Source organism: Hymenobacter sp. DG25A (assembly GCF_001280305.1).
GTDB lineage: Bacteria > Bacteroidota > Bacteroidia > Cytophagales > Hymenobacteraceae > Hymenobacter.
Map to the genome: position 1 here is coordinate 727,304 of NZ_CP012623.1, position 25,178 is coordinate 752,481.

Sequence of the window (25,178 nt, forward strand, 5' to 3'; positions counted from 1 at the left end):
ATGGCCGGTAGTAATCAGGCTACAAAGGAAGAGCAAAGATTATCTTTCTGGGGATGATAGTTGGTTTGACCACTATCCGGTTCGTTTTTTGTGCAAGGCACACATGCTGACGGGCAGTGTCAGCGTTTACGGTTTCTCTATCTTCTCACTTCAATTCCGGCTGTTTTGATTTATCGGTCTTCGTTCTTTTCCCGCCATTCTTTTTCCGGGGCTATCCGGCCCTTCGCTAAATCCCTAGGGTTATTGCTGGCTCTGTTGCTGCTGGCGCAGCTAACCCAGGCGCAGGTAATGCTGCGCGGCACCGTTATCGATAAAGATACCCGGGAGCCGCTGCCGTTTGTGAGCATTGGCGTGAGCGGCACCACACTAGGCACGGCCAGTAACGAAAACGGTGAATTCTCCATCAACGTGCCCTCTTTGCCGCGTACGCTCATTTTCTCGGAGCTCAGCCACCAGCGCGACACCGTGCGGGTAACGTCCGGGGCACAGCCGCTGGCGGTTTCGCTGGCCTCGGCTTCCATTACGCTGCCGGAGGTGAAAGTAGGTAGCTATGCATTTCAGTTGGTAGACCGGGCCTACTGCCGCCTGCAGAACGACTACGCCCAGAAATTCTACGGCAAAGCCTTCTACCGCCAGATTACGCGCATTGGCGGCGAGCCTACGGAGCTGCAGGAAGTTATCTGGAACGTGAAGTCGAATAACTCCCGCATTGAGGGCACGGCCATTGCCCAGGGCCGCTACGCCGGCAAGCAGGCCCTCACCAGCTTCAGCAACTTCTCCCTCTATACCCGCTCATTCGGCTTGTTTGATCCGCGCGCCGATAGCACAAAGTCTCTGGCGCTGCTCAGCCCCAATACCTTCAAAAACTACCTGCTCGAAATAAAAGGCATTGTAGCCGGCCCCGATTCTACCAAAGGCGGAGTAGCCGAAATTACCTTTGAAACCCGCCCCGAGCTGGAGAAATACGAATCGAAGGGCACTATCTGGGTCGATACGGATACCTACCAGGTGCTGCGCTACCAGATGACGACGCCCAACTTTACGGCTACCTCCAGCAACCCCAACCAGAAATTCCGCAACCCTCAGCTGCAGATTGAAATGGCTTTTCAGGATGCTGCCGGAGCCACCGGCCCCATGACGCTATCCTATATGAAGACCAGCCTGCGCGCGGAGCTCACCAGCGCCGGCAAGGCCGCTACCCCCATTAATGTGCAGTCGTTTACCTTCTTCTACGACACCACGCCCACGCCAACAGCTATTAAATACGCGCGGGTAAGCACCAAAGACCGCGACCTGGATGCTATCCGCAGCATTAAATACGACCCGGAGTTCTGGGCCAACAACCCTGTAGTGAAGCGTACTCCGGTGGAGGACGAAGTAATTGCCGCGTTCGAACGGAAAGGCGCTTTCGGCACTATGGTCAAGAAATAACGGATAACCCATTCTGTAAAAAAGCCCGCTGGTTATACCAGCGGGCTTTTTTTATGGCTTTTGGAGTAGTAGCTGTGCTATCTGGCAAGGGCTGTTGTGTGGGGAGAGAAAGCAGGAGCCGGAAATACTTTCTTAAAAGGCGGACAATGCCAGGGGCTCCTCCTTCCTCACCTTGGGTAAAGCTTCACCAACAGCATACTGAGAAGTCTGATGGCGAACCTACGTAGTTTTGTGTAATATCGTTATAGGTATAAATTATATAATAATATGACAAATAAACTTGCTCTGTGTAACGATAAGATTTATATTATATAAAAATTCAATTAAAAAATTGAACCTTAAAGTTGGAATGTGATGAAAGCAATTCTACTCTCTCTTTTAGTATTCATTGTTGCGCTTTTTGGCGCCTCCACCAATGGATACGCGCAGATCTACTACTACAGTACGACTGCCGCCGCCTTACTACCAGGCGACACGCTACAATGGGATAACCCCAGTTCCTGGGTTATATCCAGCAACCCTTCGGGGCTTACCGTGCCGGCCGTTCCCACCTCCGGCCTGAATAATGTGGTGGTGATAGATCATAAAATTAAGCTGACGCATGACTACCAGGCGGCCGGGGCAAACGGCAAAATCTCCATTGGGAGTCTGGGCGCGCTACTGGCTAAAAGCTACACCATAAAATTTGTGGAACAGAGTAAAAAAGCCATTCAGCGGCTTTCTGTAGCCAGTGGCGGCAAGATAACGGCTGCCTCCCTGGAGTTCTATAAGTCGGATGCTTCCATCCGATCAGCCACTACGCTTAGCTGCAACCTGCTGCTAAGTAATCAATCCACCTTCGCCATTTCCTCCAATGTAGTAGTGAAAGGCGACCTGATTGTGTATAACGGCAACACCGACACCACCACGCCGGATATTGATGAAGGGCTGAGCGGGGCCAGCTTAACAATTGAGGGCGACGTTCTGAGCATCAGTAATGGCCCTCTACCGGGCCTGTTCTCCGATGCGGTGGTGGTATGTGTGAGAAAAGGCGGGGGCTGCGGACGGAATAATCTGGATAGTAACCTGCATGTAAACCCCAACGTGGATATTCCCAACAACGGCTGTCCGCCGCCTTCCCTGCCCGTGGAGCTGAATAGCTTTACAGCCCATTATGTTGGGGGCAAAGTGCAGCTAAGCTGGACCACGGCGCTGGAGCGGGCCTCGGCCAGTTTTACGGTAGAGCGCTCCACCGATGCCCATGTGTTCAAACCCATTGTGAACATTCCCGCCGCCGGGCAGTCCAGCACCCTGCAGCATTACACCGCCACCGATGCGGAGCCGGTTAGCGGTACCAACTACTACCGGTTGCGCCAGAACGATGTGGACGGTATGCATGCCTTTTCGCCGGTTGCGGTAGTACAGGCCACCGCCATCAAGGCCGAATTGCTTGCCTATGGGCAGGCGGGCAGCGCCGCTCAGTTGGTGGTGGAAGTGCACACCCCGGGAGAATGCCGGCTGCTACGTGTGCTTGATAACCTGGGGCGCGTGGTCTACAGTGAGGCAATTCCGGCGGCTACCAGGGGAAATCTGCAGCGCCAGATTCCGTTGGGGCAGCGCACCATGGGTATTTATACCGTGCAGGCTATAACCTCCACTGGGTTGCTAACCCAACGCCTTCTGTTGCAGGAGTAGATGCTCAGGTGAGGCTAACAGCACAAAGAGCCCCGGCAGGTGTATCTGCCGGGGCTCTTTGTGCTGGGTAACACGGGAAGAAACAGAGTCAAAGACAAAAAAATCGGAACATTTCGGATAAATTTTTTGTCTCATTTATAGAATTACTTGTAAAATAAATACAGTTTTTGTATAGGGTTACAAGTAAAACAAGCAGATTTAACCGGTTTAAATTCACTTTCCGTTAATTAGAATATTTATATATATAAGACGAGTTTAATAAATTTTTAACTCATAATTCTTGATCTAAAGATAAGTGCTGTCGTATAAATATCAAGCTTTTAAGCTAAAAAGTTTGACCTTAAAGACGACAATAATGAAAACCAGTATACTTTCTTTTGTCCTGTTTTCTCTCTTGATCTTCGGGCTCAGCACAGGGCTGGTAGCACAAACCATTTATACCACCACCGCCACCGGCGGCGCGTGGAGCAGCGCCTCCACCTGGACGGTAACCGGCACCCCCAATGCAAGTCCGGTGCCCACCAACCAAATCGTAAACGGGCAGGATGTCAGCAACAACATCATCATTGTCAATGCCCCCGTTCAGCTGGATCGGAATTATACGGTAGCCGGCAATAATGGGATGCTGATGATTGGCACTAATGGCTCTGTTACGGAGTCAGCCACTACCCCGGGCCGTACGTTGAGCTTCGGCCAGCAGGCCGGCCCCGACAAGCAGCGCTTACTGGCCAATGGCAGCGTGGAGGTTACCTCCCTGACCTTTCTGAAGGCCGATGCCCTGATTAATGCGCCCCTTACCGCTACCTGCAGCATCACCATTGCCAACCAGTCTACCCTTACTGTTGCCTCAGAGGTGAATATTGAAGGCGACCTGATTGTTATGCAGGGAAACCCCAGCTTGGTAGGTACGGGCGAACTGGCCATAGATGGCTGTGTACGCACCCAAAGCCGGGGCAAGTTGAATGGCTTATTTGGTCCTAATCTGCGGGTATGTATACAGGAGCAGGCCACGGCCTGCACTTCCACCACCGACCCCGGCCTGGAGTGCAACCCCAATGCTCTGGAGGCTATTGCCATCAATGGCTGTGCCCCACTGCCAGTGGAGCTTATCAGCTTCACGGCAAAGTACCTGAATGAGCGGGTAGAGCTGAGCTGGGCTACGGCTATGGAACGGGCTTCCGCCAGCTTCACGGTAGAACGCTCCCAGGATGGCCGCCAGTTTGAAGCCATTTCGGTAGTGCCGGCCGCGGGCCAGTCCTCCTCCACGCTTTCGTATTCGGCCGTAGACAAAACGCCCCGCGCTGGCACCAGCTACTACCGCCTAAAATCCACCGATACCGACGGCACCTTCACCTACTCCAATGTGGCGGTGGTGCAAACCGGGAAGGGCACCCAGACCCTGGCCGTGTACGGCAACCTGTCGTCGTTGAATGTGGATTTGCGCAGCCCTGGTACCTGCCGCGCCATTCGGGTGCTGGATAGCATGGGCCGGGTAGTGTACACCGAGCAACTGTCAGCCGAAACCGCCGGCACTTTCTCCCGCACTATTCCCCTGCGTACTGCCGTGGCCGGCGTATACATTGTGCAGGCCATGACCTCTACCGGTATGATGAGCCAGAAAATACTGCTGAACTAGGCAGGCAATAATGTTGAAAATGAGTGCGGCCGTGCCGGCGAAGCTTGTCTTCGCCGGCACGGCTGTTTTTGTGGAATAGGCGCCCTGCATTTATGGCCCATGGTGCTGCCTTTCGCCACAAAATCTGCTAGCTTTCGTTTCCTTTCACCCAATCAACTCTCCCTAAATGAAACACGTAACCTTAGCGGCTTTGCTGGCTGGTACCCTGCTGGGTAGCTGTAGCCAGCAGACGCAACCACAGGAGGCCGGCGCTACGGCCGGCACGGCTACCGAAATGCAAGATATGGCCACGCTTTTCGACAAGTACTGGGAAGAAAACAGCCGGCTTTTCCCCTTGGAGGCCACTGCCCAAGGCGACAACCGCTACAACGACCAACTGCCCAACGATGGCACCCAAGAATTTCGGGAGAAGCTGCGCTCCACCTACCAGTCGTACCTGGACCAGCTGGCGAAATATGACCGGGAGAAGCTCTCGGAGAATGATAAAATCAGCTACGATATCTTTAAGTACGACCTGGAAACCAAGCTGCAGGGCCTGCAGCTGAACACCTGGATGATGCCCTTCCAGCAGTTCTGGGGTCTGCCGCTCACCATGGGTCAATACGGCTCCGGCGAAGGCAACCAGCCCTTCAAAACCGCCAAGGACTACGATAACTGGCTGGGCCGCGTGCGGGGCTTCTCCGTATGGGCGGATACCGCCATCAGCAACTTCCGCCAGGGCATGAAAACCGGCGTGGTGCTGCCCAAAGCCCTGGTGGTAAAAATGATTCCGCAGATGACGGCCATGGTGGTGACGGACCCCACCAAGAGCCTGTTCTACGGCCCCATTAATAAGATGCCCAAGGACATAGCAGAGGCGGATAAAAAGCGCATCACTGAGGCCTACAAGCAAGCCATTCTCACGGAACTGGTACCCGCCTACAAAAAACTGGGCGACTTCCTCAAAACGGAATACCTGCCCAAGGCCCGCACCAGCACCGGTATTTCGGCCATTCCGCAGGGCGCCGAAGACTACCGCTACTATGTAAAATACTGGACCACCACCGATAAAACCCCCGAAGAAATCTACCAGACCGGCCTGAGCGAGGTAAAGCGCATTCGCACGGAAATGGAGAAGGTGAAGACGCAGGTAGGGTTTAAGGGTGATTTGCAGGCCTTCTTCCAGAACCTGAAGTCGGATAAAAAGCTGATGCCCTACAAAAAGCCGGAAGATGTGCTCAATGCCTTCCGCGCCATTCAGGCCAAGATTGACCCCAACCTGAAAAAGATGTTTGGACGCACACCCAAAACGCCGTTCGAAATCCGGCAGACGGAGGCCTTCCGCGCCGCCTCGGCCTCAGCAGAATACAACGCGGGCAGCCCCGACGGCTCCCGGCCGGGTGTCTTCTACATCCCCATTCTGGATGCTACTACCTTCAACGTCACCTCGGGCATGGAGTCGCTGTTTCTGCACGAAGCCATTCCGGGCCATCATTACCAGACATCCCTGCAGCAGGAAAACACGGCACTGCCCAAGTTCCGGCGCTTTGCCTGGTACGGCGCCATGGGCGAAGGCTGGGCCCTGTACACCGAAAGCCTGGGTAAGGAACTGGGGCTCTACACCGACCCCTATCAGTACATGGGCGCCCTAGGCGACGAAATACACCGCGCCATCCGGCTGGTGGTAGACGTGGGCATGCACACCAAAAACATGACCCGCGAGCAGGCCATTAAATACATGATGGAAAACGAAGCCATTAGCGAAGACGGCGCCACGGCCGAGATTGAGCGCTACATGGCCATTCCGGGCCAGGCACTTTCCTACAAAGTAGGCGCCCTGAAAATCCGGGAGCTGCGCACCAAGTACGAGCAGCAGCTGGGCCCTAAGTTCAAGCTGAGCGACTTCCACGATGAGCTGCTGAAGGACGGCGTAATGCCCCTGGCCGTGCTGGAGCGCAAGATGGACGCCTGGGCCGCTACCCAGAAATAAGAACTCACGAAATTCAGATCTTCCTGCATAAAAAAAGGCCCGCCAGATATTCTGTCGGGCCTTTTTTTGTAAGATGATTGTCGGGTACTACTCTTCGCGGGTAGATGCCTGCTGCTCCGTAGACTGGCTGGGCATGCGCTGCACCGGGGACGAAGGGTCGTTGGGGGGGCCTTTGCGGGCCGCGTCGGTGGATGTTTTCATGTCGGCGGCGGAGCCGGTGCCGATGGGCGTTTGGGCGTCCTGCCCTTTGCTTACGCTGTCCAGGTTGGTATCGGTGGAGCGGGCCGGTGGAGCGTTGGTAAAGTCCTGGCTGGTTTGCGGGTCTTTGCCGGGGCTGTTGCTTCGGTCGCAGGACGAAAGCGCGGTGGCCGCTACCAGGGCCAGTACTATATGAGGCAGATGTTTCATAGGAAAGATAACTTGATGAAGAAGATACTAGGGCCCTGTATACGGCAGGAAGCTGCCGGAAGATGGCGCTGCCCGAGTTTTACTCCCGATTTCCAACTGGCTATTTAGCTCAGGCTCTTACGGCTTGCCCGGCACGGCAGCAGCGCAGGTGCACAGCACTTCCCGCTTAGGGTTCGCCACCTGATAGTTGGGCAGGGAAACCTCCTTCATATACACAACCTCCAGCTGCCGGATAGGCGTGGCAGGCAGCTTTTCCTGCCAGATGCGCAGCAGATAGTGGCAGAAGTAGGGCCGCATATAGGCGTTGTTGATGAACAAGTAATTCTCGGAGTACTTCCGCCACCGGTCATTCGCAAACAGGCTCACTACGGAGGCGGGCTTGCGGTAGTTTACCGGGGCGCCACCGTGGTTTAAATCCAGGCGCCGGCCATCGGTGGTTGTAGCCTCCAGAATATACCAGCCATCATCCTTAAACACCGTGGGCGCAAACATACCCCAGTGCTGATCCAGCCGGAACAGGTAGCCCAGCCAGCGGCTCTGGTCCGAAAACAGTCGGCGCGTGGGTGCCACGCTATCCACATTCCACCAGCAGATATACACCAGCAGGCCCAGCACCAGCCCCTCGCGCAGGCTGCGCAGCAGCTGCCGGCTACCGCGGTGCCCGTGCCAGGTAGCTTGCACCTGCAGGCTAAGTGGGCGGGGCCAACTGGCTATGCGGCTCCGCCAGGCGGCAGTGTGCAAGGCGGCCCGCTGCTGCAGACGTTGCAATGGCGGCAACCCGTGCCGTTCCAGCACCGCCAGCGCGGAAGCCGGCAGTAGTGCCAGCAAGGAGGCCAGGTTGATCAGGTAAAACAGCCCCACAAACAACGTCAGGCTGATACCAATATGAAAAAGGAAAAGCACGGTAACGAACAGCATGCGCCACCAGGCTACCCGGAAAGGGATAAACAGCGCAAAGGGCAGTAACATTTCAGTGTAGTAGGCGCCAAAAGTGAGCAGGCGTAGTAGCTCGCTATGCGGGTACAGCAGCCGGCCTACCGGCATCAGAATCTGGTCGAGGCTGAGCGCGTAGTAGAGGGCGGTGCCGTCCTGCGTCCATTCCGGGCCGTTTTTTAACAGCGCGGTGCACCAGTACAGCAGCGCCAGCTGCACGATATACGCCACCGTGGCGGCGCTGAAATACGTGAAGGAAGCCGGCAGTGGCTTGCGCCGCGCATCAAGCGAGTAGCACCGGCCCCAGGGCAAAAACATGCCCCAGAAGAGTAGCATCCGCAGTAAGTCGTCGCCACCCTGCAGAATAAGCGGGTTGCGGTTTTGTACTGAAACCAGCATCAGCCACGACAGCACCGTCATCCAGCGGGTGTGGTAGCCCAGCATCAGGGCGGCAGCAAACCCGGCCGCCACTAAAAACAGCAAAGCCTGCACCTGCCACAGCCCACTGCTGGTATGCAGGGAGAACTGATAGGGTGTCCAGCAATTGGCAAACAGCGCATGCAGGGGCAGCACACCCATGTTTGCGTAATGCGCCTCCAGGTCGGTGCTGCGAATGGCTAAGTCAGTCAGCAGCACGGCCGCCAGGGCAATACGCAACAGCCCCAGTGCCCGCAAATCCAGCGCAAACGGATTCTGGAAGAAAGCAGCGGCACGCGGCATAGAAAGCCAGGGCAAAGGGCGGGAGAAGTAAGAAAACGCAACGCGGCAGCCTACCAGAATGTCCTGCATTCCAATAGGCTGCCGTGTTAACTATGATAGAAGGGCAGCTGGGCTATTCAACGCGCACTAGCGGGTAGTAGAGCCACTGGTGGTACCCGAGGTGGTGCTGCTGGTAGTAGAGCCCGTAGTGGTACCGGAGGTGGTCATGCCCGTGGTGGAGCCTGAAGTAGTGCCCGAGGTTGTTCCTGTAGTTGTGCCCGTGGTTGTGGTGCCGGTGGTTGTGGTGCCTTCCATTCCGGTAGTAGTACCAGTGGTGGTGCCAGAAGTGGAAGTGCCGGAGGTGGTGCTCATATCAGTTCCGGTTGCGGGAGTAGTGCCCGTATCCGTCGACATGCTCCGGTTGCAAGAGCTTAAGGACAGGCCAGTGGACAGCGCGAGTACGGCTGCCAGTATAGCCACGGAGGCAAAGGACTTTTTCATAACAGGAATCAGTTAGTGAAAAGAAAAATAGTACTGAAACCCGACTGATATCAGACACACGCCCAATCAGTTGGTTTCTGCTAGTAGGGAATTAGGTAGCCCTGTTATACGCACCGTTGAGCCGGATGATTCACTTTTATTCTTGAATAAATACCGAATAAATAAAATGCGTATTCATGCGGATCCGTATGATGAACCTGATGTGCCTTTCAGCGTTGGGGAAGCGTAGCAGCATAAGGCCTGCACAAAAGTCAGCGTAGCTATATTTCAGGCCGAAACGTTTCCTTTATCTGTGAGTTGAATTCATGTAAGTATTCCCTCCTTTGCGGCATGACAGTTTCCCCGGCCATTGTTTTATTTGATGGAGTCTGTAATCTGTGCAACGGGTTTGTGCAGTTTGTGATTGAGCACGACCCCGCCGGCCATTTCCATTTTGCTGCTCTGCAGTCACCGGAGGGGCAGGCCCTGTTAGAGGCGCATGGCCATGCCGTGCCGGCCGGCGAGCCGGACTCAGTGCTGCTGCTGGAAAACGGGCGGCTGTACTCACATTCCACGGCGGCGTTGCGCATTGCCCGGCAGCTTACCTGGCCCTGGCGCTGGGGCTACGCCGCCATCTGGCTGCCGCAGCGCCTGCGCGATGCCGTGTACCGCTGGGTGGCCCGCCACCGCTACCAGTGGTTTGGCAAACAGGAGGCCTGCTGGCTGCCCACCCCGGAGTTGCGCGCCCGTTTTCTGGCCGGCTAACCTCCGGCCTTCATTTTTTGTTAATTGCCCGGGCGCACCCGCCCCGGTAGGTGCTCTTTTATACCTCTCACCCAAAATCCCCTCCCGCATGCAAGCACTTGTTCTCGATGGCATCAACCAGCCCCTGCAGCTCCGTGACGTTCCCCCTCCCTCAGCCGGCCCCGGTGAGCTACTCGTGCAAGTGCATGCCGCCGCCCTCAACCACCGCGACGTCTGGATTCAGAAGGGCCAGTATGCCGGCCTGCGGTTCCCCTGTATCCTGGGCTCCGATGGGGCCGGCCTAGTATCGGCCGTAGGGGAGGGTGTTTCGGCTGACTGGCTGGGCCAGAAAGTCCTCATCAATCCCGGGCACAACTGGGGCGAGAACCCGCGGGCCCAGGGAAAGGCCTTTACCATTGTAGGGCTGCCCGAGCAAGGTACTTTTGCCGAATACCTGCGGGTGCCGGCCCAGTATGTGCACCCTATGCCGCCTCACCTCACGTTTGCGCAGGCAGCCGCCCTGCCGCTGGCCGGCGTTACGGCTTACCGGGCAGTCTTCACGCGGGCTGGTCTGCAGGCCAATGAGCGGGTACTGGTTACGGGCATTGGCGGCGGCGTGGCCTTGCTGGCCATGCAAATGGCTGTGGCCCGGGGCGCGCAGGTGTGGGTTACTTCCGGCTCGGAGGAGAAAATAGCGCGCGCCGTAGCATTAGGCGCGCAGGGCGGCATCAACTACAAAACCGAAGGATGGGCCATGGCTTTGGCCAAGGAAGCCGGCGGCCCCTTTGATGTCATTGTGGATAGCGCCGCTGGTCCGGCCTTTGCCCAGTTGGTGGATGTAGCTGCTGCGGGCGGCCGCATTGTATTCTATGGGGGCACGCTGGGTGCCATACCCCAACTGCCACCGGCCAAAATATTCTGGAAGCAGCTATCCATCCTGGGTTCTACCATGGGTACCGAGCAGGATTTTGCCGAGCTGCTGGCGCTGGTAACCGAGCACCAGCTGAAGCCGGTAGTAGATGAAGTGCTGCCCCTGGACGAAGGCGAATCAGCCATGCGCCGCATGGATAATGGCCAGCAGTTCGGGAAGATTGTGCTTCAGATTATGGCCCAATAAAAACGCTTTAAATTATTTCCCGCAATCATTTTAATTTATTGATAATCAGTATATTAAAATGATAAAATATTGCTGAAAAGGACTCGAAAAAGGAATGAAGTAAGGGCACTTTCTGTTATAAATCGAACGACAATTAACGCTCTTCTTCCTTCTATGAAATCACCTGCTGATTACCTCAACGCGCCGGTTTTCTACCTTACGTATCCTACGGGGGAGGAAGCAGAATCGGCTCCGGTTGTAACGTATGATGATGCCTTGCGGGCCGTGGAAGCAGCCTTGGCCGATGCCGAGCAATACCGCTACCTGTTGATGCGCGCCTTGCGCCGCAATAACCAGGAAGCACCCACTGAAGCCGCTTCAACGCCGGTTGTATCCATGCGCCCTGTCTACTCCGAAGATGATATAGCTGCCTAGGCACGTATCTTTCTATACCAAACGCCACCGCCGGGCTTGTTCCAGCGGTGGCGTTGTGCTGATAGCCCGCCCTTAGTCAGCCACTCGCTGGCCTAGGAGCTGGGCCAGCGCCACGGCCTGCTGCCGCAACTCCGGCACCGCCGTCGATTCAAAGTAAGCGGGCCGGCGGCTGGGCCCCAGCGTGAAGAACACCGGAGAAACAATGCCGACCGTGTTGCGCAGGGCCCCGTGCTCATCAGTTTCCATGCCTAAGCGCAGCACATCGGGCACCAGCTGGCCGGCCGCCCGCATGCTTTGCACCAGCGGGTCCTGAATGCGGGTATAGTCCAGCAGCGGCCCGGTGCAGGAAACCACGTGTTGCGCGGTGAGAACCGTTGTGTCGTGTTTTTGCCGCACCTGCACCGCCAGCTCAGCGCCCTGGGCAGCCAGGTGGCATACCCGGCCCCGGTGCACCTGCACCTGGCCGGCCGCCATCATGCTTTCAATAGTGGCGGCGTTCTGAGGCGGGCTCCGGTGGCGGATGGTAGTCCACAGAGAAGAGACGTGGCGAAGGAACCGGGCCTGTTCCGGCAGGGGGCAATTTGCCCATATCCGGCCCAGATCGGGCCGGAGCGAATCTACTACTGACCGCCAGTCTATACCTTCTGCTGCCGCTTTTCGCACGCGGCGGCGTACGGCGGCCATTACCTCAGCCACGGTAGTTAATTGCTGCAGATCACTGGCATAGAAGCTGGGATAAGGCGCGGCTACCGGGCCGTGCGTGGTAGGCCAGCGCCCGTGCCCCGATACCACGGTAATAGGCGCGCGGTGTCCATCGGCGCGCAGCCCCAGCAATACATCTACGGCCGTCAGGCCGGAGCCAATCAGCAGTACCGAATCATCCAGGCCAATAGTGCGGAGCGCCCCCTGTGCCCAGGGGTTACCATGAAAGCCGGGGTGGGCACTGTACCCTTCCGATGGACGCGTAGGGGGCAGTGGTGGGAAATTGCCCAGCGCCAGCACCACATAATGGCTTTCCAGGCGGGTACCATCCGCCAGTTCCACCACCGCCGACTGCCCATCGGCTGCCAGGGTGGCTGCGGTAGCGGAGGTGTTGTGGGCCGTAACCCGCATGCCATTCGCCGCCTGCTGCGCTACTACGCTGGCCACCTGCTCCTGTATGTAGCGCCCGTAGGTTTGGCGGGCGCAGAAATCCTGCTCGCAGGCCGGCGCGTTGGTGCTGCGCAGCCACTCAGCAAAATGCCCCGGCTGATCGGGAAAAGCACTGAGCAGGGCGCTGCGCACGTTCAGCAGATACTCCGGCCGGCGGGCAGTGTAGGCCAGCCCCGGCCCGAGTGCCGGTCGGGGCTCCACTAAATGAATATCACAGGCAAATGGCCCGCCCGGTAAATGGGCCAGCTGCACGGCCAGCATCGAGCCCGAAAATCCCCCGCCTAAAATTGTTATGGTCTTCCGTTGCACTTAGGTGGGGTCAAAAAGAGAGGTGGGAGAGTTTGGGGTGATAAAATCGAATAAAAAATTCTTACTAAAAAATCGAGGAATAAAAACAGATACGCGGTATGGCAGCCTAGGCATCTCCGTTGTATGCCCTAAAACGAACTGCCCAGCTAGGCGTTGCGCTCAGCTGGGCAGTTCAGAAAGAAATACGGACGAAAAATGGCCAGCCGTTAGGCTGCCATGGCAGATTAATAATAAGCCCCCGTGGCCAGGTAATTGCGCACGTAGTCATTGATGCCATCTTCCAGGCGGGTAAAGGGCCGGTCGTAGCCAATGCCGCGCAGCTTGCGCATATCGGCCTCCGTGAAGTACTGGTACTTATCACGGATGTCTTCGGGCGTGTCTTTGAACTGGATGTCGGCCGTCATATCCAGGGCGGCAAACGTGTTCAGGGCCAGGTCCAGGAATGTGCGGGCCTCGCCGGTGCCCAGGTTGTAGATGCCGGAATGCTGGCGGTGGTGCAGCAGGAAATAGCACACTTCCACCACGTCCTTCACATACACGAAGTCGCGCATCTGGCCGCCGTCGGTATAGTCGGGGTTGTGGGAGCGGAACAGCTCCATGGAGCCCGTGCGCCGGATCTGCTCGAAGGCGTGCAGAATTACGGATGCCATGCGGCCCTTGTGGTATTCGTTGGGGCCGTACACGTTAAAGAACTTCAGGCCTGCCCAGAAAAACGGCTTTTCTTCCTGCTCCACAGCCCAGTTGTCGAAGTCGTTTTTCGACTCGCCGTAGGGGTTCAGGGGGCGGTACAGCGGCAGCAGCGCATCATCCTGATCAGAATAGCCCAGCGTGCCCGAGCCGTAGGTGGCAGCCGAAGAGGCATACACCAGCGGCAGCTGATAGCGCACACAGGCCTGCCACATCTGCTTGGAGTAGTTCAGGTTGAGCACGTCCAGCACGGCGCGGTCCTGCTCGGTGGTATCGGTGCGGGCACCGAGGTGGAAGATGAACTCCACTTCCTCGTGGTTTTTATCGAGCCACTCAAAAAACTCGTTGCGGTCTACGTACTCGCGCAGGTGCTTGCCTTTGAGGTTGGCCAGCTTGCGCTCCACTGAGAAATTATCCACCACCACAATGTCGTTGAAGTTGGCGGCATTGAGGCGGGTTACAAGGCAGCTGGCAATAAAGCCGGCCGCTCCGGTCACAACTATCATAGGGCTGAAATTTTGCCTAAAAGTAGACATTATCCGGCGTCTGCCTTTGGTAGGGGGCTGAGTACTTGGCGTGGCGCGCTACCTTTGCCCATGCCTCAGTTATTTCTACGGGTGCTTTGGGCGCTGCCCTTGCTCGGTTTGCTCGCCTGCCAGCCCGATAAGCAGCCCGCCGCTACCGAAAATGCCGCCCGGCCCCAGCAGCTGACCGATGACCTGGGCCGCCGCCTCACTGTGCCGGCCCGGCCGCGCCGCATTCTGGCGCTGGCTCCGTCCATGACGGAAATGCTGTACGCCGTTGCTGACACCGCCACCATCATTGCCCGCACCCAGGCCTGCGACTTCCCGCAAGCGGCCCTGCGCAAGCCCGTGGTCAACAGCTACCCACTGGATCTGGAGCGCCTGGTAGCGCTGCAGCCCGATGTAGTTTTCACCATTGAGGGCATCACCTCCCAGGACGATGCCGCCCGCCTCGAAAAGCTGGGCATTCCGGTGTATTACCAGCGCTACAACACGGTAGAGGACATATTCAAAGGGCTGCAGGACCTGGGCCGCATCCTGCACCGCGCACCACAAGCCCGCCACCTCACCGATTCTCTCCGCACCGCACTGGAAGCCATAACCGCGGCGGCACCGGCCGGGCCGCGCCCCCGGGTGCTGGCCATTACCTGGCAGGACCCCATTTATGTATATGGCCAGAATACCCTGTTTACCGATAAAATCAGGCTGGCCGGGGGGCAAAACGCGGTGGCAGAGGCTTTTACGCAACCTTACCCGGCTCTCACCCGCGAGTACATTCTGCAGCTAAACCCCGATGTGCTGCTGGGCGGCCGCTTTGGGCAGCTGGACAGCACGTTTTTTAAGAATTATCCGGAGCTGCGCCGCATTCGGGCCTACCAGAACCGCCGCGTGTTTGCCGTAACCGGCAACCTGATGGAGCGCCCCAGCCCGCGCGTGGTAGAATCCATTCAGGAGCTGCAACGCTTGTTGCGGCAGCCGGCGGCCCGGTAATTCCGCCGGCTGGTGTTACTTCACGCTATGAATCAACGTGCCGCCATTTGGCTAGTGCTGGGTCTGGTGCTGCTGGTAGTGCTGCTGGCGCTGGGCTTGCGCGTGGGCAGCTACTCCGTAGACTATGCCCTGGTGCGCCGTGCCCTGCTGCACTACAACCCCGCCGACCCCGCCCAGCTGGTACTGGTAGAGCTGCGCCTACCCCGGCTGCTGCTGGCCGTGCTGGCCGGCGCGGGGCTGGCCGTGAGTGGCTACCTCATGCAGGCCATGGTAAACAACGCCCTGGCCGACCCTTATCTACTGGGCACTGCCTCCGGCGGGGCCCTGGGCGCTATTCTTTGCTTTTCTTTTTTGCCCAGTGTTTTTCTGGGGGGCTTTTACCTGCCGCCGCTGGCAGCCCTGGCCGGCGCCCTGGGCACTACGCTGGTAGTAGTAGTGCTGGGCATGCAGCAAGGGCAATTGCGCCCGGCGCAGCTGCTGCTGGGCGGCGTGGCCATTGGCTCCCTCACTACCGCCATTGGCGGGTTGCTTACTTTTTTATCTGATTCGCAGGAAAAGCTGCGCTCCGTGGCTTTCTGGGCCATGGGTAGTTTTGAGCGGGCCGGCTGGGAGTTGTTGCCCTACCCGGCCGTAGCACTGGCAATGGTACTGGGGCTGTTTCTATTTCTGCAGAAAGACCTTTCCATTTTACTGCTGGGGGAGGAGCGGGCACAGGCCCTGGGGATGAACGTAGGCCGTACGCGCTGGATTCTGGTTATTGCGGCCTCGGGGCTTACGGGCTGTGTAGTAGCCTTGTGTGGCCCCATTGGGTTTGTGGGGCTCATGATTCCGCACATCACGCGCTGGCTTTTGGGGGTTACGGGCCGGGCCAACCTGTGGGTGTGCGCGGTGCTGGGCGGCAACTTTCTGCTGGCCTGCGACCTGCTGGCCCGCGTGCTCTATCCGCCGGCGGGCTTGCCGGTAGGCATTGTTACTGCCCTGTTTGGCGTACCGTTCTTCGTATATTTGCTCCGAAAAAAAGAAGGATTCAGGGTGTAGGTGTTACAAGCAGCACGTATGGATGCCGCCTGTTTCTTACCGTATTACCTGTATTGGCTGGCTTATAAAGTCAGTTAGCAGGCCCTGAGCTCTTACCACCCAATACTCCACAGAATGATTTACGTCAGCCGGCAGGAACACTTCAACGCGGCCCATAAGCTATATAACCCTAACTGGACCGAGGAGCGGAACCGGGAGGTTTTCGGCCCCTGCGCCAACACCAACTGGCACGGTCATAACTTCGACCTGATAGTAACGGTGAAAGGCAAGCCCAGCCCCGAAACCGGCTTTGTGGTGGATCTGAAGCAGCTCAGCCAGCTAATCCGGGAGCACATCATTGCTCAGGTAGACCATAAAAACCTGAATCTGGACGTGCCCTTTATGGCCGGCAAGCTGGCCAGCACGGAAAACCTGGTGCTGGCATTCTGGGAAATTCTGCAGCGCCAGCTCCCCACCATCACCAATGCCCAACTGCACTCCATTAAACTCTACGAAACGCCCCGCAACTTTGTGGAGTATTACGGCGAAGCTTAGTTCTGAAGTTGAGTAAGCCCGCAGGCTTTGTTCAACCTCCGAATTCATCATTCAGAAGCAACCAATGAAGTATTACCTGATAGCCGGGGAACGTTCCGGTGACCTGCACGCCGCCAACCTGATGCGTGAGTTGAAGCAGCAAGACCCCCAGGCCGAGTTCCGGGTATGGGGCGGCGACATGATGGCAGCCGAAGGCGCGGAATTGGTGCACCATTACCAGGAAATGGCCATTATGGGCTTTTTGGAAGCAGCTACCAGCATCCTTAAGTTTCGGGGCTTTCTGAAAGAGTGTGAGCGGGATTTGCTGGCCTGGAAACCCGACGTTGTGATTCTGGTAGACTATGCCGGCTTCAACATGCGGGTGGCCAAGTTTGCCAAAGCCGCCGGCCTGAAGGTATTCTACTACATTTCGCCCAAAATATGGGCCTGGAACCAGAGCCGCGGCCACAAAATCAAGCAGCTGGTTGACCGCATGTTCGTGATTCTGCCGTTCGAGGAAGAATTCTACAAGCGCTTCGACTACAAAGTAGACTATATTGGCAACCCCACCTCCGATGTAGTAGCCGACTTCCGGCCTTCCCCCGACTTCTATCAGCGCAATAACCTGGACCCTCAGCGGCCCATTATTGCCGTGCTGCCCGGCTCCCGCAAGCAGGAAATCGAGGAAATGCTCTTTGAGATGACGGCCATCATCCCGCCGTTCATGGATTATCAGTTCATTGTGGCCGGCGTCGATAACCTCGACGCAACCTACTACGCCAACTTCGAGCGCAACAACGTCCGCATCCTCTTCAACCAGACCTACGATATCCTCAGCCACGCCAAGGCGGCCATGGTAACCAGCGGTACCGCCACCCTGGAAACCGCTCTATTTGATGTGCCACAGGTAGTCTGCTACCGCACCAGCGCCGTGTCCTACGTCATCAGCAAGGCCGTAATTAAGGTGCCTTACATTTCCTTAGTCAATCTTATTGCTGAAAAGGAAGTGGTAAAAGAGCTGATTCAGGGCGAATTCAACTCCCGCAAACTGGTGCAGGAGTTGAAAAAGATAACGGCCGATGAAGCATTTATCGCCAGGCAGAAAGCAGATTATGCAGAACTGCGCGAGAAACTGGGCCGCAATAATTCCGCTAAAAAAGCAGCGGAGTTAATGGTGGGATACCTGCAGAATTAGGACTGAGAAATAATGTGCTTGTTTTTATAATATCAGGAGTATATCTATGAAATTATTATTTATTTTCTTCGCTTTTAATGCATTGCTTTTTAACTGCTTATGGTCTAGAAATAATTATGATGAAGCTGTAATCTGTAAAATTGATAATGATTGGGTATTAAAAATTAAGCGTCGTCAATTTTATAATGTACACGACCCCCTGTCTCTGCTTCTCAGAGAAAAATATAATGACAGTGTTTTGTTTAAAATACCCGATCCTACAATAAAGCGACTAAATGGTGCTGAAATAAAGGTGCCTGCTGGGCAATACGGTTACGCTGGTTATATAGATTTAGGCGAAAAAAATGCTAATGTTAATCTGTTATATGTAAATTCAGATGATAACAGATTTGATAAAACCGAGTGGAATGGAGCTTATAGGTTGAAGAGAGCGTATTGATAATAATTTAAGAGCTTTTATTCACTCTATTCTTAACATAAATAAAAAGACCCGACAGATTTATCTGTCGGGTCTTTTTATTTACGCTGACTGTAATTATGATGTAATATCTATAAAGATCTTGCCGCTACTGCAGCGGCAACCGCACAACAAAAGCCGAGCCCGGCTCCGACATTACTTCTATAATACCCCGGTGCAGCTGCACCACGCGCTGCACCAGCGCCAAACCCAGACCGTGGCCGCAATAAAGGTGTGCATTAGCTCCCATGAAGAAGGGCTCAAAAATGCGCGGCAGCTCGGCGGGCACCACACCAGGGCCATCGTCCGCAAACCGCAGAATGGCGTGGTGTGTATCTAGGCCCAGGGTGGCCCGTACCTGGTTGTGGGGCGAGAACTTACAGCCGTTTTCCAATAAGTGCAGGCACATCTGTTCCAGCAGTTCTGCATCGCCGGGAACGGTGAGCGGGCCGGGCAGCTCCGCCAATTGAGGATCGAACTCAAAGTGTACCTGATAGCCGGGGCGGCGGGCTTTCAGCCGGGCGCTGGCTTGGTAGAGCACGTCATCCAGGGCTATGGGGTGGGGCGTGAGCCGGGCTGCGCGCAGGTGGGCCAGCGTCAGTAAATCGGCGGAAAGCAGGTTGAGGCGGGCAATATCCTGCAGCACCGAGCGGCAGGTTTCTTCGTGGTGCGCCACGCTGCGCGGCTTAATCAGCGTTACCTCCAGCTGCCCCCTGATGCTGGTGAGCGGTGTGCGCAGCTTGTGTGCCGCCTGCACCACAAACCGGCGCTGGTCCTCAAACGCGGCCTGCCGCCGGGCCAGCAGCTGGTTAAGCTGCCGCACGAGCGGCGCGGTGTCAGCGGCAGGGGTTACAAGGCGCTGCTGATAATCGTCCAAGTCCAGGGCCTCCAGTTGCCGGGTGAGGTGGGCGAGGGCGCTCCGGCTGCGGCGGCGTTGCCACCAGCCGGCCCCGCCCAGCAGGGCCGCGCCCATCACAAAACCCAGGAGCAGATACCACACCATACGCTAGGCCTCGCGCTCCTCCAGAATGTAGCCGATGCCGTTGAGCGTATGAATCAGCTTAGGTGTGAAATCCTTGTCAATCTTTTTGCGCAGGTAGTTCACGTACACGTCCACCACGTTAGTGCCCGTATCAAACGATAAATCCCAGACCTTATCCACGATTTCCAGGCGGCTGAGGGCGCGGCCCTGGTTGTGCATGAAGTACTCCAGCAGCGCCAGCTCCCGCATGGTCAGGTCAATGCGCTTGTCGCCGCGCTTCACCAGCTTGCTCTGGCCATTCAGCTCCAGATCCGCCACTTTTAGCACATTTTCTTCGGTGGTTACGGCGTAGCGGCGGTGCAGCGCCCGCAGGCGGGCCAGCAACTCGTTAAACTCATAGGGCTTGACCAGGTAGTCATCGGCCCCGGCATCAAAGCCCAGGAGCTTATCGTCGGTAGAGCTCATGGCCGTGAGCATCAGCACCGGCAGCTTAGGGAAGCGCTGGCGAATAACGCGACACAGCTCCAGCCCGCTCATCTCGGGCAGGTTAACATCCAGCACCACGGCGGTGTACTCGGTGGCGGCCAGCAGGCGCTGGGCCGAGGTGGCATCCAGGGCTACGGCCGCCGCCAGCCCGTAGTCTTCCAGTCCGCTTTTCAGAAAAGTGGCAACTTTCAGCTCATCCTCTACAATCAATATTTTCATCACAGCTGGGGTTGATTTTCGGGCTTTGGTTTCTGTAACGGGCGGGGACGAGAGGTTACGGCACCCCCAGCGGATTATCGTAGTCGAAGGGGGGAATGGCAATGATGGGGGTACGGCTTTGCCCGGCGCTCATGGAGTAGATAGAGGGGGCCTGATACAGCTCGCCGGGCAGGCGCCGCAGTCCTTCCGGGGCCACCTGGTAGCGGAAGATGGCGTCGTACTCGGCGAAGTCGCGGCGCACGTCTACCTCCAGGTCGCGGATAATGCCGCCGTGGATGTCGTACACCCAGCCATGCAGGTGCAAGGGAGCCGATTTCTGGTAAGCATTCTGCACGGTAACGGTTTGGTGCAGATTGTAAACTTGCTCAATGACGTTTAGTTCAACCAGGCGGCGGTAGCGCTCTTCCTCGGTTTCCAGCTCGCCCAGCTCGTGCTGGTGGCGGTGCATCACGTCGCGCACGCTGGTCAGCCAGTTACTAACCAGGCCCGCATCTACGCTCTGCATGGCCGCCTGCACGCCCCGGCAGCCGTAGTGCCCGCACACAATAATGTGCTGAATCTGCAGCACTTCCACCGCGTACTGCAGCACCGACATCAGGTTCAGATCGGTGCTGACCACCAGGTTGGCCACGTTGCGGTGCACAAATACCTCGCCCGGGGCTGTGCCCGTCATCTCACTCACGGAAACGTGGTTGTCGGAGCAGCCAATGAACAGGAACTTCGGAATTTGCTGGGCCGCTGTTTCGAAGAAGCGCGGGTTGCGCCGCAGCTTTTCGGCCACCCAGTTGCGGTTGTTCTGAAAGAGCTTGTAGTAAGCCTCAAAGTCGGCCTCCTTGCTGGTTACGTGGGGCTGCTTGGCCAGATTCTGGGCGTATTCCTCGCCCTTACGCAGAAACACCAGCTGAATATTGCGCTGCCGGGCGGTTTCGCGGAAATTCTCAATGGCGCTCAGCACGTCCCGGTCGATGAAGGCGGAATTGGTGCCGTCAATTTCCACCGTGGTATCGGCCGGAATATCCTTGAGCACCGTCATAATGCTGGCCTTATTCAGAAACGACACATGCTCGCCCAAGCTGATGCGCAGATGATCCTGCCCCTGCACCGAGTAGCTGTGGAAAAAGTGGGCGTTCTTATAGGTTTCGCGTAGGATGAAGAACATGCCTGCCGCCGCACCTACACCAATGCCAATCAGCAGATCCGTTAGCAGAATGGCCACAATAGTAACAATGAAGGGCAGGAATTCCATTATGCCGGCCTGGAAATGCTGGCGGAAGATGCTCACGCGGGCCAGCTTATAGCCTGTCATCAGCAGAATAGCGGCCAGGGCGGCCCAAGGAATCATGTTCAGCAGGCGCGGGAACAGCACCACGCTCAGCAGCAGAAAGCTGCCGTGCATCAGGGCGGCCAGCTTGGTGCGCCCGCCGGCGTTAATGCTCACAGAGCTGCGCACAATAACCGAGGTGAGGGGCAGCCCACCCAGCAGCCCACTGACCAGGTTGCCGGCGCCCTGGGCCTTCAGCTCGCGGTTGGTGGGGGTTTTGCGTTTCAGCGGGTCCAGCTCGTCGGTGGCCTCTATGGCCAGCAGGGCCTCCAGGCTGGCCACCAGCGCAATGGCGAAGGCGGTGGTATACACCTTGGGGTTGGTGAGCTGGGAAAAATCGGGCAGGGTAAACAGGCCCGCAAACTCGGCCATGCTGTGCGGAATGGGCAGTTGCACCAGGTGCGTTCCTGCCAGCGCATAGGCGGGGTTGAGCAGGTAGGCTAGGGCATTAAGCCCCAGACCCAGCACAATTACCACCAGCGCCGCCGGAATTTTGGCCAGTACCGGGTTGGCGCGGAAAAAGGGCCGTTCCCAGGCCAGCAGTACCGTCAGGCTGGCCAGCGCAATAACCAGCGCGGTAGGGTTAAACTCCTCTATGGCGTGCGTCAGCAGCGCCCTTATGTTGCCGCCCGTCCAGGGAAACAGCGCCAACGACTCCACCGCATCGGCATCATAGCCCAGAATGTGCGGAATCTGTTTTAAAATGAGAATGATGCCGATGGCCGCCAGCATTCCTTTAATGACTGAGGAGGGAAAGAAGTTGCTGATGATGCCGGCTCGCAGCAGGCCCAGAATTACCTGCATCACGCCCGCTACGCAAATAGCCAGCTGCAGCACCTCAAACGAACCCAGCACCTCCAGCCCGCTCAGTACTACCATAATCAGGCCCGCTTCCGGCCCCGATATACTCACCGCCGACCGGCTTAAGGCGCCCACTACCAGGCCGCCCACAATACCGGCAATAATGCCGGAAAAAAGGGGCGCGCCCGAGGCTAGTGCTATGCCCAGGCACAGCGGCACCGCCACCAGAAACGATACGAGGCCACCCTGGAGGTCACTTTTGAAGTAAGAAAAATCCCAGGTACTGCGTTTTTCAGATGTAGTAGACATAGGCTTTGAAAATGGCATGAGGATTCCGGCGCTGCCAAAAGCAGCGAAGCGAATAAACGGCAGGCAGGAAGAGCAGCCCCGACCAGCGGCATAGCGCCGCCCGTGCATGAAGCAGAGGCTTCTAGGGCAATTCCGCGGGCAGCAGGTGCTTCGGAATCATGAGGTTATTTTTCTGCTACAAAGGTAGAGCCCAACCCAATGGCCGGAATTAAAGCCAGATTATAAGCTTATTAGATTTTGGTTAAAGAGATATTAGAAAACGATTAGAGCTTAATCTGGCCATAAACATCCCATAGGATGGGCTGTTTATGCTTGTTATCGAACTTCGGACGTCATACAGAGTAGTGCGAAACATGACGTGCTTTGGGCTGCTTTTGCACAACGGTCCGCAACCCACTCAGGAAAGACCATTAAAAAGGAAAGCCCCGGCAGAATCATCTGCCGGGGCTTTCCTTTTTAATTCTATAACCAGTTACGCTGCGCGCAGCTGCTTTAAGGGAGAACTATCAAACTTGCTGCGGGCGTATTCCAGATCAATCACCAGCTCTTTCACGCCTTCTTCCGAAGGCATATCGAACATGGCATCGGTCATGATGCTTTCGCAGATGCTGCGCAGGCCGCGGGCACCCAGGCGGTACTCGTCAGCTTTCACCACAATGTACTCTAGGGCTTCTTCCGAGAAAGAAAGCTCTACGCCTTCCATATCGAAAAGGCGCTGGTACTGCTTTACAATGGAGTTCTTGGGCTCCGTCAGGATTTTGCGCAGAGTAGCGTGGTCCAGCGGGTTGAGGTGCGTGAGCACGGGCAGGCGGCCAATCAGCTCCGGAATCAGACCGAAAGCCTTTAGGTCCATGGCCGTTACATAGCGCAGGAAGTTGTCGGTATCAATCTTATCCTCCAGCTGCGTTTTGGCAAAGCCCATGGGCTTCGTGTTCAGACGGCTCTTAATGATGCGCTCAATGCCTACGAAGGCGCCGCCGCAGATGAAGAGAATGTTCTCGGTGTTCACCGTAATCATCTTCTGCTCGGGGTGCTTGCGGCCGCCGTGCGGGGGCACGTTTACGGTGGTGCCTTCCAGCAGCTTCAGCATAGCCTGCTGCACGCCTTCGCCGCTCACGTCGCGCGTGATGCTGGGGTTGTCGCTCTTGCGGGCAATCTTGTCAATCTCATCTATGTAGACGATGCCGCGCTCAGCCGCTTCCACATTATAGTCGGCGGCCTGCAGCAGGCGCGTCAGAATGCTTTCCACATCTTCGCCTACGTAGCCGGCCTCGGTCAGTACCGTAGCATCGGCAATGCAGAAGGGAACCTGCAGAATGTTGGCCAGCATGCGCGTGAGGAAGGTTTTACCGGTACCGGTTTCACCTACCATGATGATGTTCGATTTCTCAATCACCACGTCGTCCTTCTGCGGTTTCTGCATCAGGCGCTTGTAATGGTTGTATACGGCTACGGACATCACCTTTTTGGCTTCGTCCTGACCTACTACATACTGATCAAGGTACTCCTTCATCTCGCGCGGCTTCACGAGGTTGAACTTCGGCGCTTTCGAGTTCGACCGAATCTTATTCTCCTCGTTCAGGATTTGCTGGGCCTGACCCACACACCGCTCGCAGATGTGGGCATTGATGCCGGAAATCATGACCGAGACGTCTTTTTTGCTCTTACCGCAGAAGGAGCACGTGATATCTGCCATTGGTTGAAGGACTCTCAGGATAGGGGGATAGTTTGCTCCGCTTTTCAGGGAGCAGGCCCAAAGGTACGAAAACGGAAACGCCCTCTGCACGAAAAAAAGTGCCGACTCAGCACCTTTCTACTATAAAGAAAAAAAGCCCACCATTGGTTTTCAGGCCAATAGCGGGCTTTTTTTATATAGTCTGGTTCTGATACAGGAGGCAAAAGCCCCTCGTCCAGGTGATAAAAATCAACTTACGCAGCCGACTTCTTCTCCAGCACTTCGTCAATCAGGCCGTACTCCTTGGCCTCATCGGCACGCATCCAGTAGTCACGGTCGGAGTTGTCGTGAATTTCCTGGTAGGTTTTGCCGGTGTGCTGCGCCAGGATATCGTACAGCTCTTTCTTGAGCTTCAGAATCTCGCGGGCCGTAATTTCGATATCCGACGACTGGCCTTGCGCACCACCCGAGGGCTGGTGAATCATGACGCGGGCGTGGGGGAGAGCGGAGCGCTTGTCTTTGGCACCACCCGCCAGCAGTACGGCACCCATAGATGCCGCCAAACCGGTGCAGATGGTGGCCACATCGGGATTCACATACTGCATGGTATCATAAATACCCAGGCCGGCATATACCGAGCCACCGGGGGAGTTGATGTACAGCAGAATGTCCTTCTTGGCATCTACCGACTCCAAAAACAGCAGCTGGGCCGTGATGATGTTGGCAATATAGTCGTCCACGGCCGTACCCAAGAACACGATGCGGTCCATGATCAGGCGGGAGAAAACGTCAATTTCAGCAAAGCGCGTAGGGCGTTCCTCAATTACGGAGCGGGTCATGCCGGTAGGCATAATCAGGCCGCCGCGCACCTGGCCTTCCACGTGTTGCAGATATTGGTCAACACCCAGGCCGCTGAGGCCCTGGCCCTTCACGGCAAACTTGCGGAATTCTTGTTTATTCAGCATGATAGAAAAGAGGGAAGTAGATGTGTTAAAGCGAAACCGCTGGGCAACAA

The 25,178-nt window shown here is 56.6% G+C and carries 22 protein-coding genes; 12 read left to right on the forward strand and 10 right to left on the reverse strand.

The window, feature by feature from the left end; all coding sequences use genetic code 11:
- The first annotated feature begins 243 nt into the window (after nt 1-243).
- The 4 genes from AM218_RS03055 (at nt 244) to AM218_RS03070 (ending at nt 6,710) form a co-directional block, all read left to right on the forward strand.
- Nucleotides 244-1,431 carry a carboxypeptidase-like regulatory domain-containing protein gene (locus AM218_RS03055; protein WP_054411755.1) on the forward strand — a complete coding sequence of 396 codons (1,188 nt, stop codon included), beginning with the start codon at nt 244-246 and terminating at the stop codon, nt 1,429-1,431.
- Nucleotides 1,432-1,785: 354 nt separating this feature from the next.
- Complete coding sequence (locus AM218_RS03060; RefSeq protein WP_157547493.1) at nt 1,786-3,105, forward strand: hypothetical protein; 1,320 nt, start codon at nt 1,786-1,788, stop codon at nt 3,103-3,105.
- A gap of 394 nt (nt 3,106-3,499) precedes the next feature.
- A complete protein-coding gene (locus AM218_RS03065) occupies nt 3,500-4,741 on the forward strand; it encodes a T9SS type A sorting domain-containing protein (RefSeq protein ID WP_157547494.1) in 1,242 nt (413 codons plus the stop codon).
- 166 nt (nt 4,742-4,907) lie between these two features.
- Nucleotides 4,908-6,710: a DUF885 domain-containing protein gene (locus AM218_RS03070; protein ID WP_054411764.1), complete on the forward strand. Its 1,803-nt coding sequence runs from the start codon at nt 4,908-4,910 to the stop codon at nt 6,708-6,710.
- A gap of 87 nt (nt 6,711-6,797) precedes the next feature.
- Here the strand turns inward: AM218_RS03070 and AM218_RS03075 are convergent, their stop codons facing one another.
- From AM218_RS03075 to AM218_RS16895, 3 genes are all read right to left on the reverse strand, one after another.
- Nucleotides 6,798-7,118 carry a hypothetical protein gene (locus AM218_RS03075; protein WP_054411766.1) on the reverse strand — a complete coding sequence of 107 codons (321 nt, stop codon included), beginning with the start codon at nt 7,116-7,118 and terminating at the stop codon, nt 6,798-6,800.
- Between the two features lie 117 nt (nt 7,119-7,235).
- Nucleotides 7,236-8,771, reverse strand: coding sequence for an HTTM domain-containing protein (locus AM218_RS03080; protein ID WP_054415244.1), 1,536 nt, complete (start codon nt 8,769-8,771; stop codon nt 7,236-7,238).
- Between the two features lie 126 nt (nt 8,772-8,897).
- Nucleotides 8,898-9,251, reverse strand: coding sequence for a hypothetical protein (locus tag AM218_RS16895; RefSeq protein ID WP_197274007.1), 354 nt, complete (start codon nt 9,249-9,251; stop codon nt 8,898-8,900).
- Nucleotides 9,252-9,581: 330 nt separating this feature from the next.
- Here AM218_RS16895 and AM218_RS03090 point away from each other — a divergent pair, with 330 nt between their 5' ends.
- From AM218_RS03090 to AM218_RS03100, 3 genes are all read left to right on the forward strand, one after another.
- On the forward strand, nt 9,582-9,995 hold the full coding sequence (locus tag AM218_RS03090) for a thiol-disulfide oxidoreductase DCC family protein (protein WP_054411769.1): 414 nt from the start codon (nt 9,582-9,584) through the stop codon (nt 9,993-9,995).
- Between the two features lie 88 nt (nt 9,996-10,083).
- Nucleotides 10,084-11,091: a quinone oxidoreductase family protein gene (locus tag AM218_RS03095; protein WP_054411771.1), complete on the forward strand. Its 1,008-nt coding sequence runs from the start codon at nt 10,084-10,086 to the stop codon at nt 11,089-11,091.
- Nucleotides 11,092-11,244: 153 nt separating this feature from the next.
- Entirely contained in the window at nt 11,245-11,505 is a 261-nt protein-coding gene (locus AM218_RS03100; RefSeq protein ID WP_054411772.1) for a hypothetical protein, read from the forward strand.
- A gap of 72 nt (nt 11,506-11,577) precedes the next feature.
- On the opposite strand, the gene AM218_RS03105 is transcribed toward AM218_RS03100, so the two are convergent.
- Both AM218_RS03105 and rfaD read right to left on the reverse strand, forming a co-directional pair.
- Nucleotides 11,578-12,966, reverse strand: a complete 1,389-nt coding sequence (locus AM218_RS03105) for an FAD/NAD(P)-binding protein (RefSeq protein ID WP_262489779.1) — start codon at nt 12,964-12,966, stop codon at nt 11,578-11,580.
- A 224-nt stretch (nt 12,967-13,190) separates the two neighbouring features.
- Nucleotides 13,191-14,159, reverse strand: a complete 969-nt coding sequence (gene rfaD / locus AM218_RS03110; protein ID WP_054411776.1) for an ADP-glyceromanno-heptose 6-epimerase — start codon at nt 14,157-14,159, stop codon at nt 13,191-13,193.
- A 90-nt stretch (nt 14,160-14,249) separates the two neighbouring features.
- Between rfaD and AM218_RS03115 the strand changes: the two genes are divergently transcribed.
- From AM218_RS03115 to AM218_RS16670, 5 genes are all read left to right on the forward strand, one after another.
- On the forward strand, nt 14,250-15,167 hold the full coding sequence (locus tag AM218_RS03115) for an ABC transporter substrate-binding protein (RefSeq protein ID WP_054411778.1): 918 nt from the start codon (nt 14,250-14,252) through the stop codon (nt 15,165-15,167).
- A gap of 27 nt (nt 15,168-15,194) precedes the next feature.
- On the forward strand, nt 15,195-16,205 hold the full coding sequence (locus AM218_RS03120; protein ID WP_054411780.1) for a FecCD family ABC transporter permease: 1,011 nt from the start codon (nt 15,195-15,197) through the stop codon (nt 16,203-16,205).
- Nucleotides 16,206-16,319: 114 nt separating this feature from the next.
- The gene (locus tag AM218_RS03125; RefSeq protein ID WP_054411782.1) at nt 16,320-16,739 is read left to right on the forward strand and encodes a 6-pyruvoyl trahydropterin synthase family protein; all 420 of its coding nucleotides are present in this window, start codon (nt 16,320-16,322) and stop codon (nt 16,737-16,739) included.
- Between the two features lie 64 nt (nt 16,740-16,803).
- A complete protein-coding gene (lpxB, locus tag AM218_RS03130; RefSeq protein WP_054411784.1) occupies nt 16,804-17,913 on the forward strand; it encodes a lipid-A-disaccharide synthase in 1,110 nt (369 codons plus the stop codon).
- 46 nt (nt 17,914-17,959) lie between these two features.
- Nucleotides 17,960-18,352 carry a hypothetical protein gene (locus tag AM218_RS16670; RefSeq protein ID WP_157547495.1) on the forward strand — a complete coding sequence of 131 codons (393 nt, stop codon included), beginning with the start codon at nt 17,960-17,962 and terminating at the stop codon, nt 18,350-18,352.
- Nucleotides 18,353-18,479: 127 nt separating this feature from the next.
- Here the strand turns inward: AM218_RS16670 and AM218_RS03135 are convergent, their stop codons facing one another.
- The 5 genes from AM218_RS03135 to AM218_RS03155 form a co-directional block, all read right to left on the reverse strand.
- Nucleotides 18,480-19,373 (reverse strand): sensor histidine kinase, encoded by an 894-nt coding sequence (locus AM218_RS03135; RefSeq protein ID WP_054411787.1) that lies wholly within the window; start codon nt 19,371-19,373, stop codon nt 18,480-18,482.
- Between the two features lie 3 nt (nt 19,374-19,376).
- A complete protein-coding gene (locus AM218_RS03140) occupies nt 19,377-20,057 on the reverse strand; it encodes a response regulator transcription factor (protein ID WP_054411789.1) in 681 nt (226 codons plus the stop codon).
- A 55-nt stretch (nt 20,058-20,112) separates the two neighbouring features.
- Complete coding sequence (locus AM218_RS17000) at nt 20,113-22,488, reverse strand: SulP family inorganic anion transporter (RefSeq protein WP_231717534.1); 2,376 nt, start codon at nt 22,486-22,488, stop codon at nt 20,113-20,115.
- 472 nt (nt 22,489-22,960) lie between these two features.
- Nucleotides 22,961-24,184, reverse strand: a complete 1,224-nt coding sequence (clpX, locus tag AM218_RS03150) for an ATP-dependent Clp protease ATP-binding subunit ClpX (protein WP_054411793.1) — start codon at nt 24,182-24,184, stop codon at nt 22,961-22,963.
- 233 nt (nt 24,185-24,417) lie between these two features.
- A complete protein-coding gene (locus tag AM218_RS03155; RefSeq protein ID WP_262489780.1) occupies nt 24,418-25,128 on the reverse strand; it encodes an ATP-dependent Clp protease proteolytic subunit in 711 nt (236 codons plus the stop codon).
- Nucleotides 25,129-25,178 lie beyond the last annotated feature (50 nt).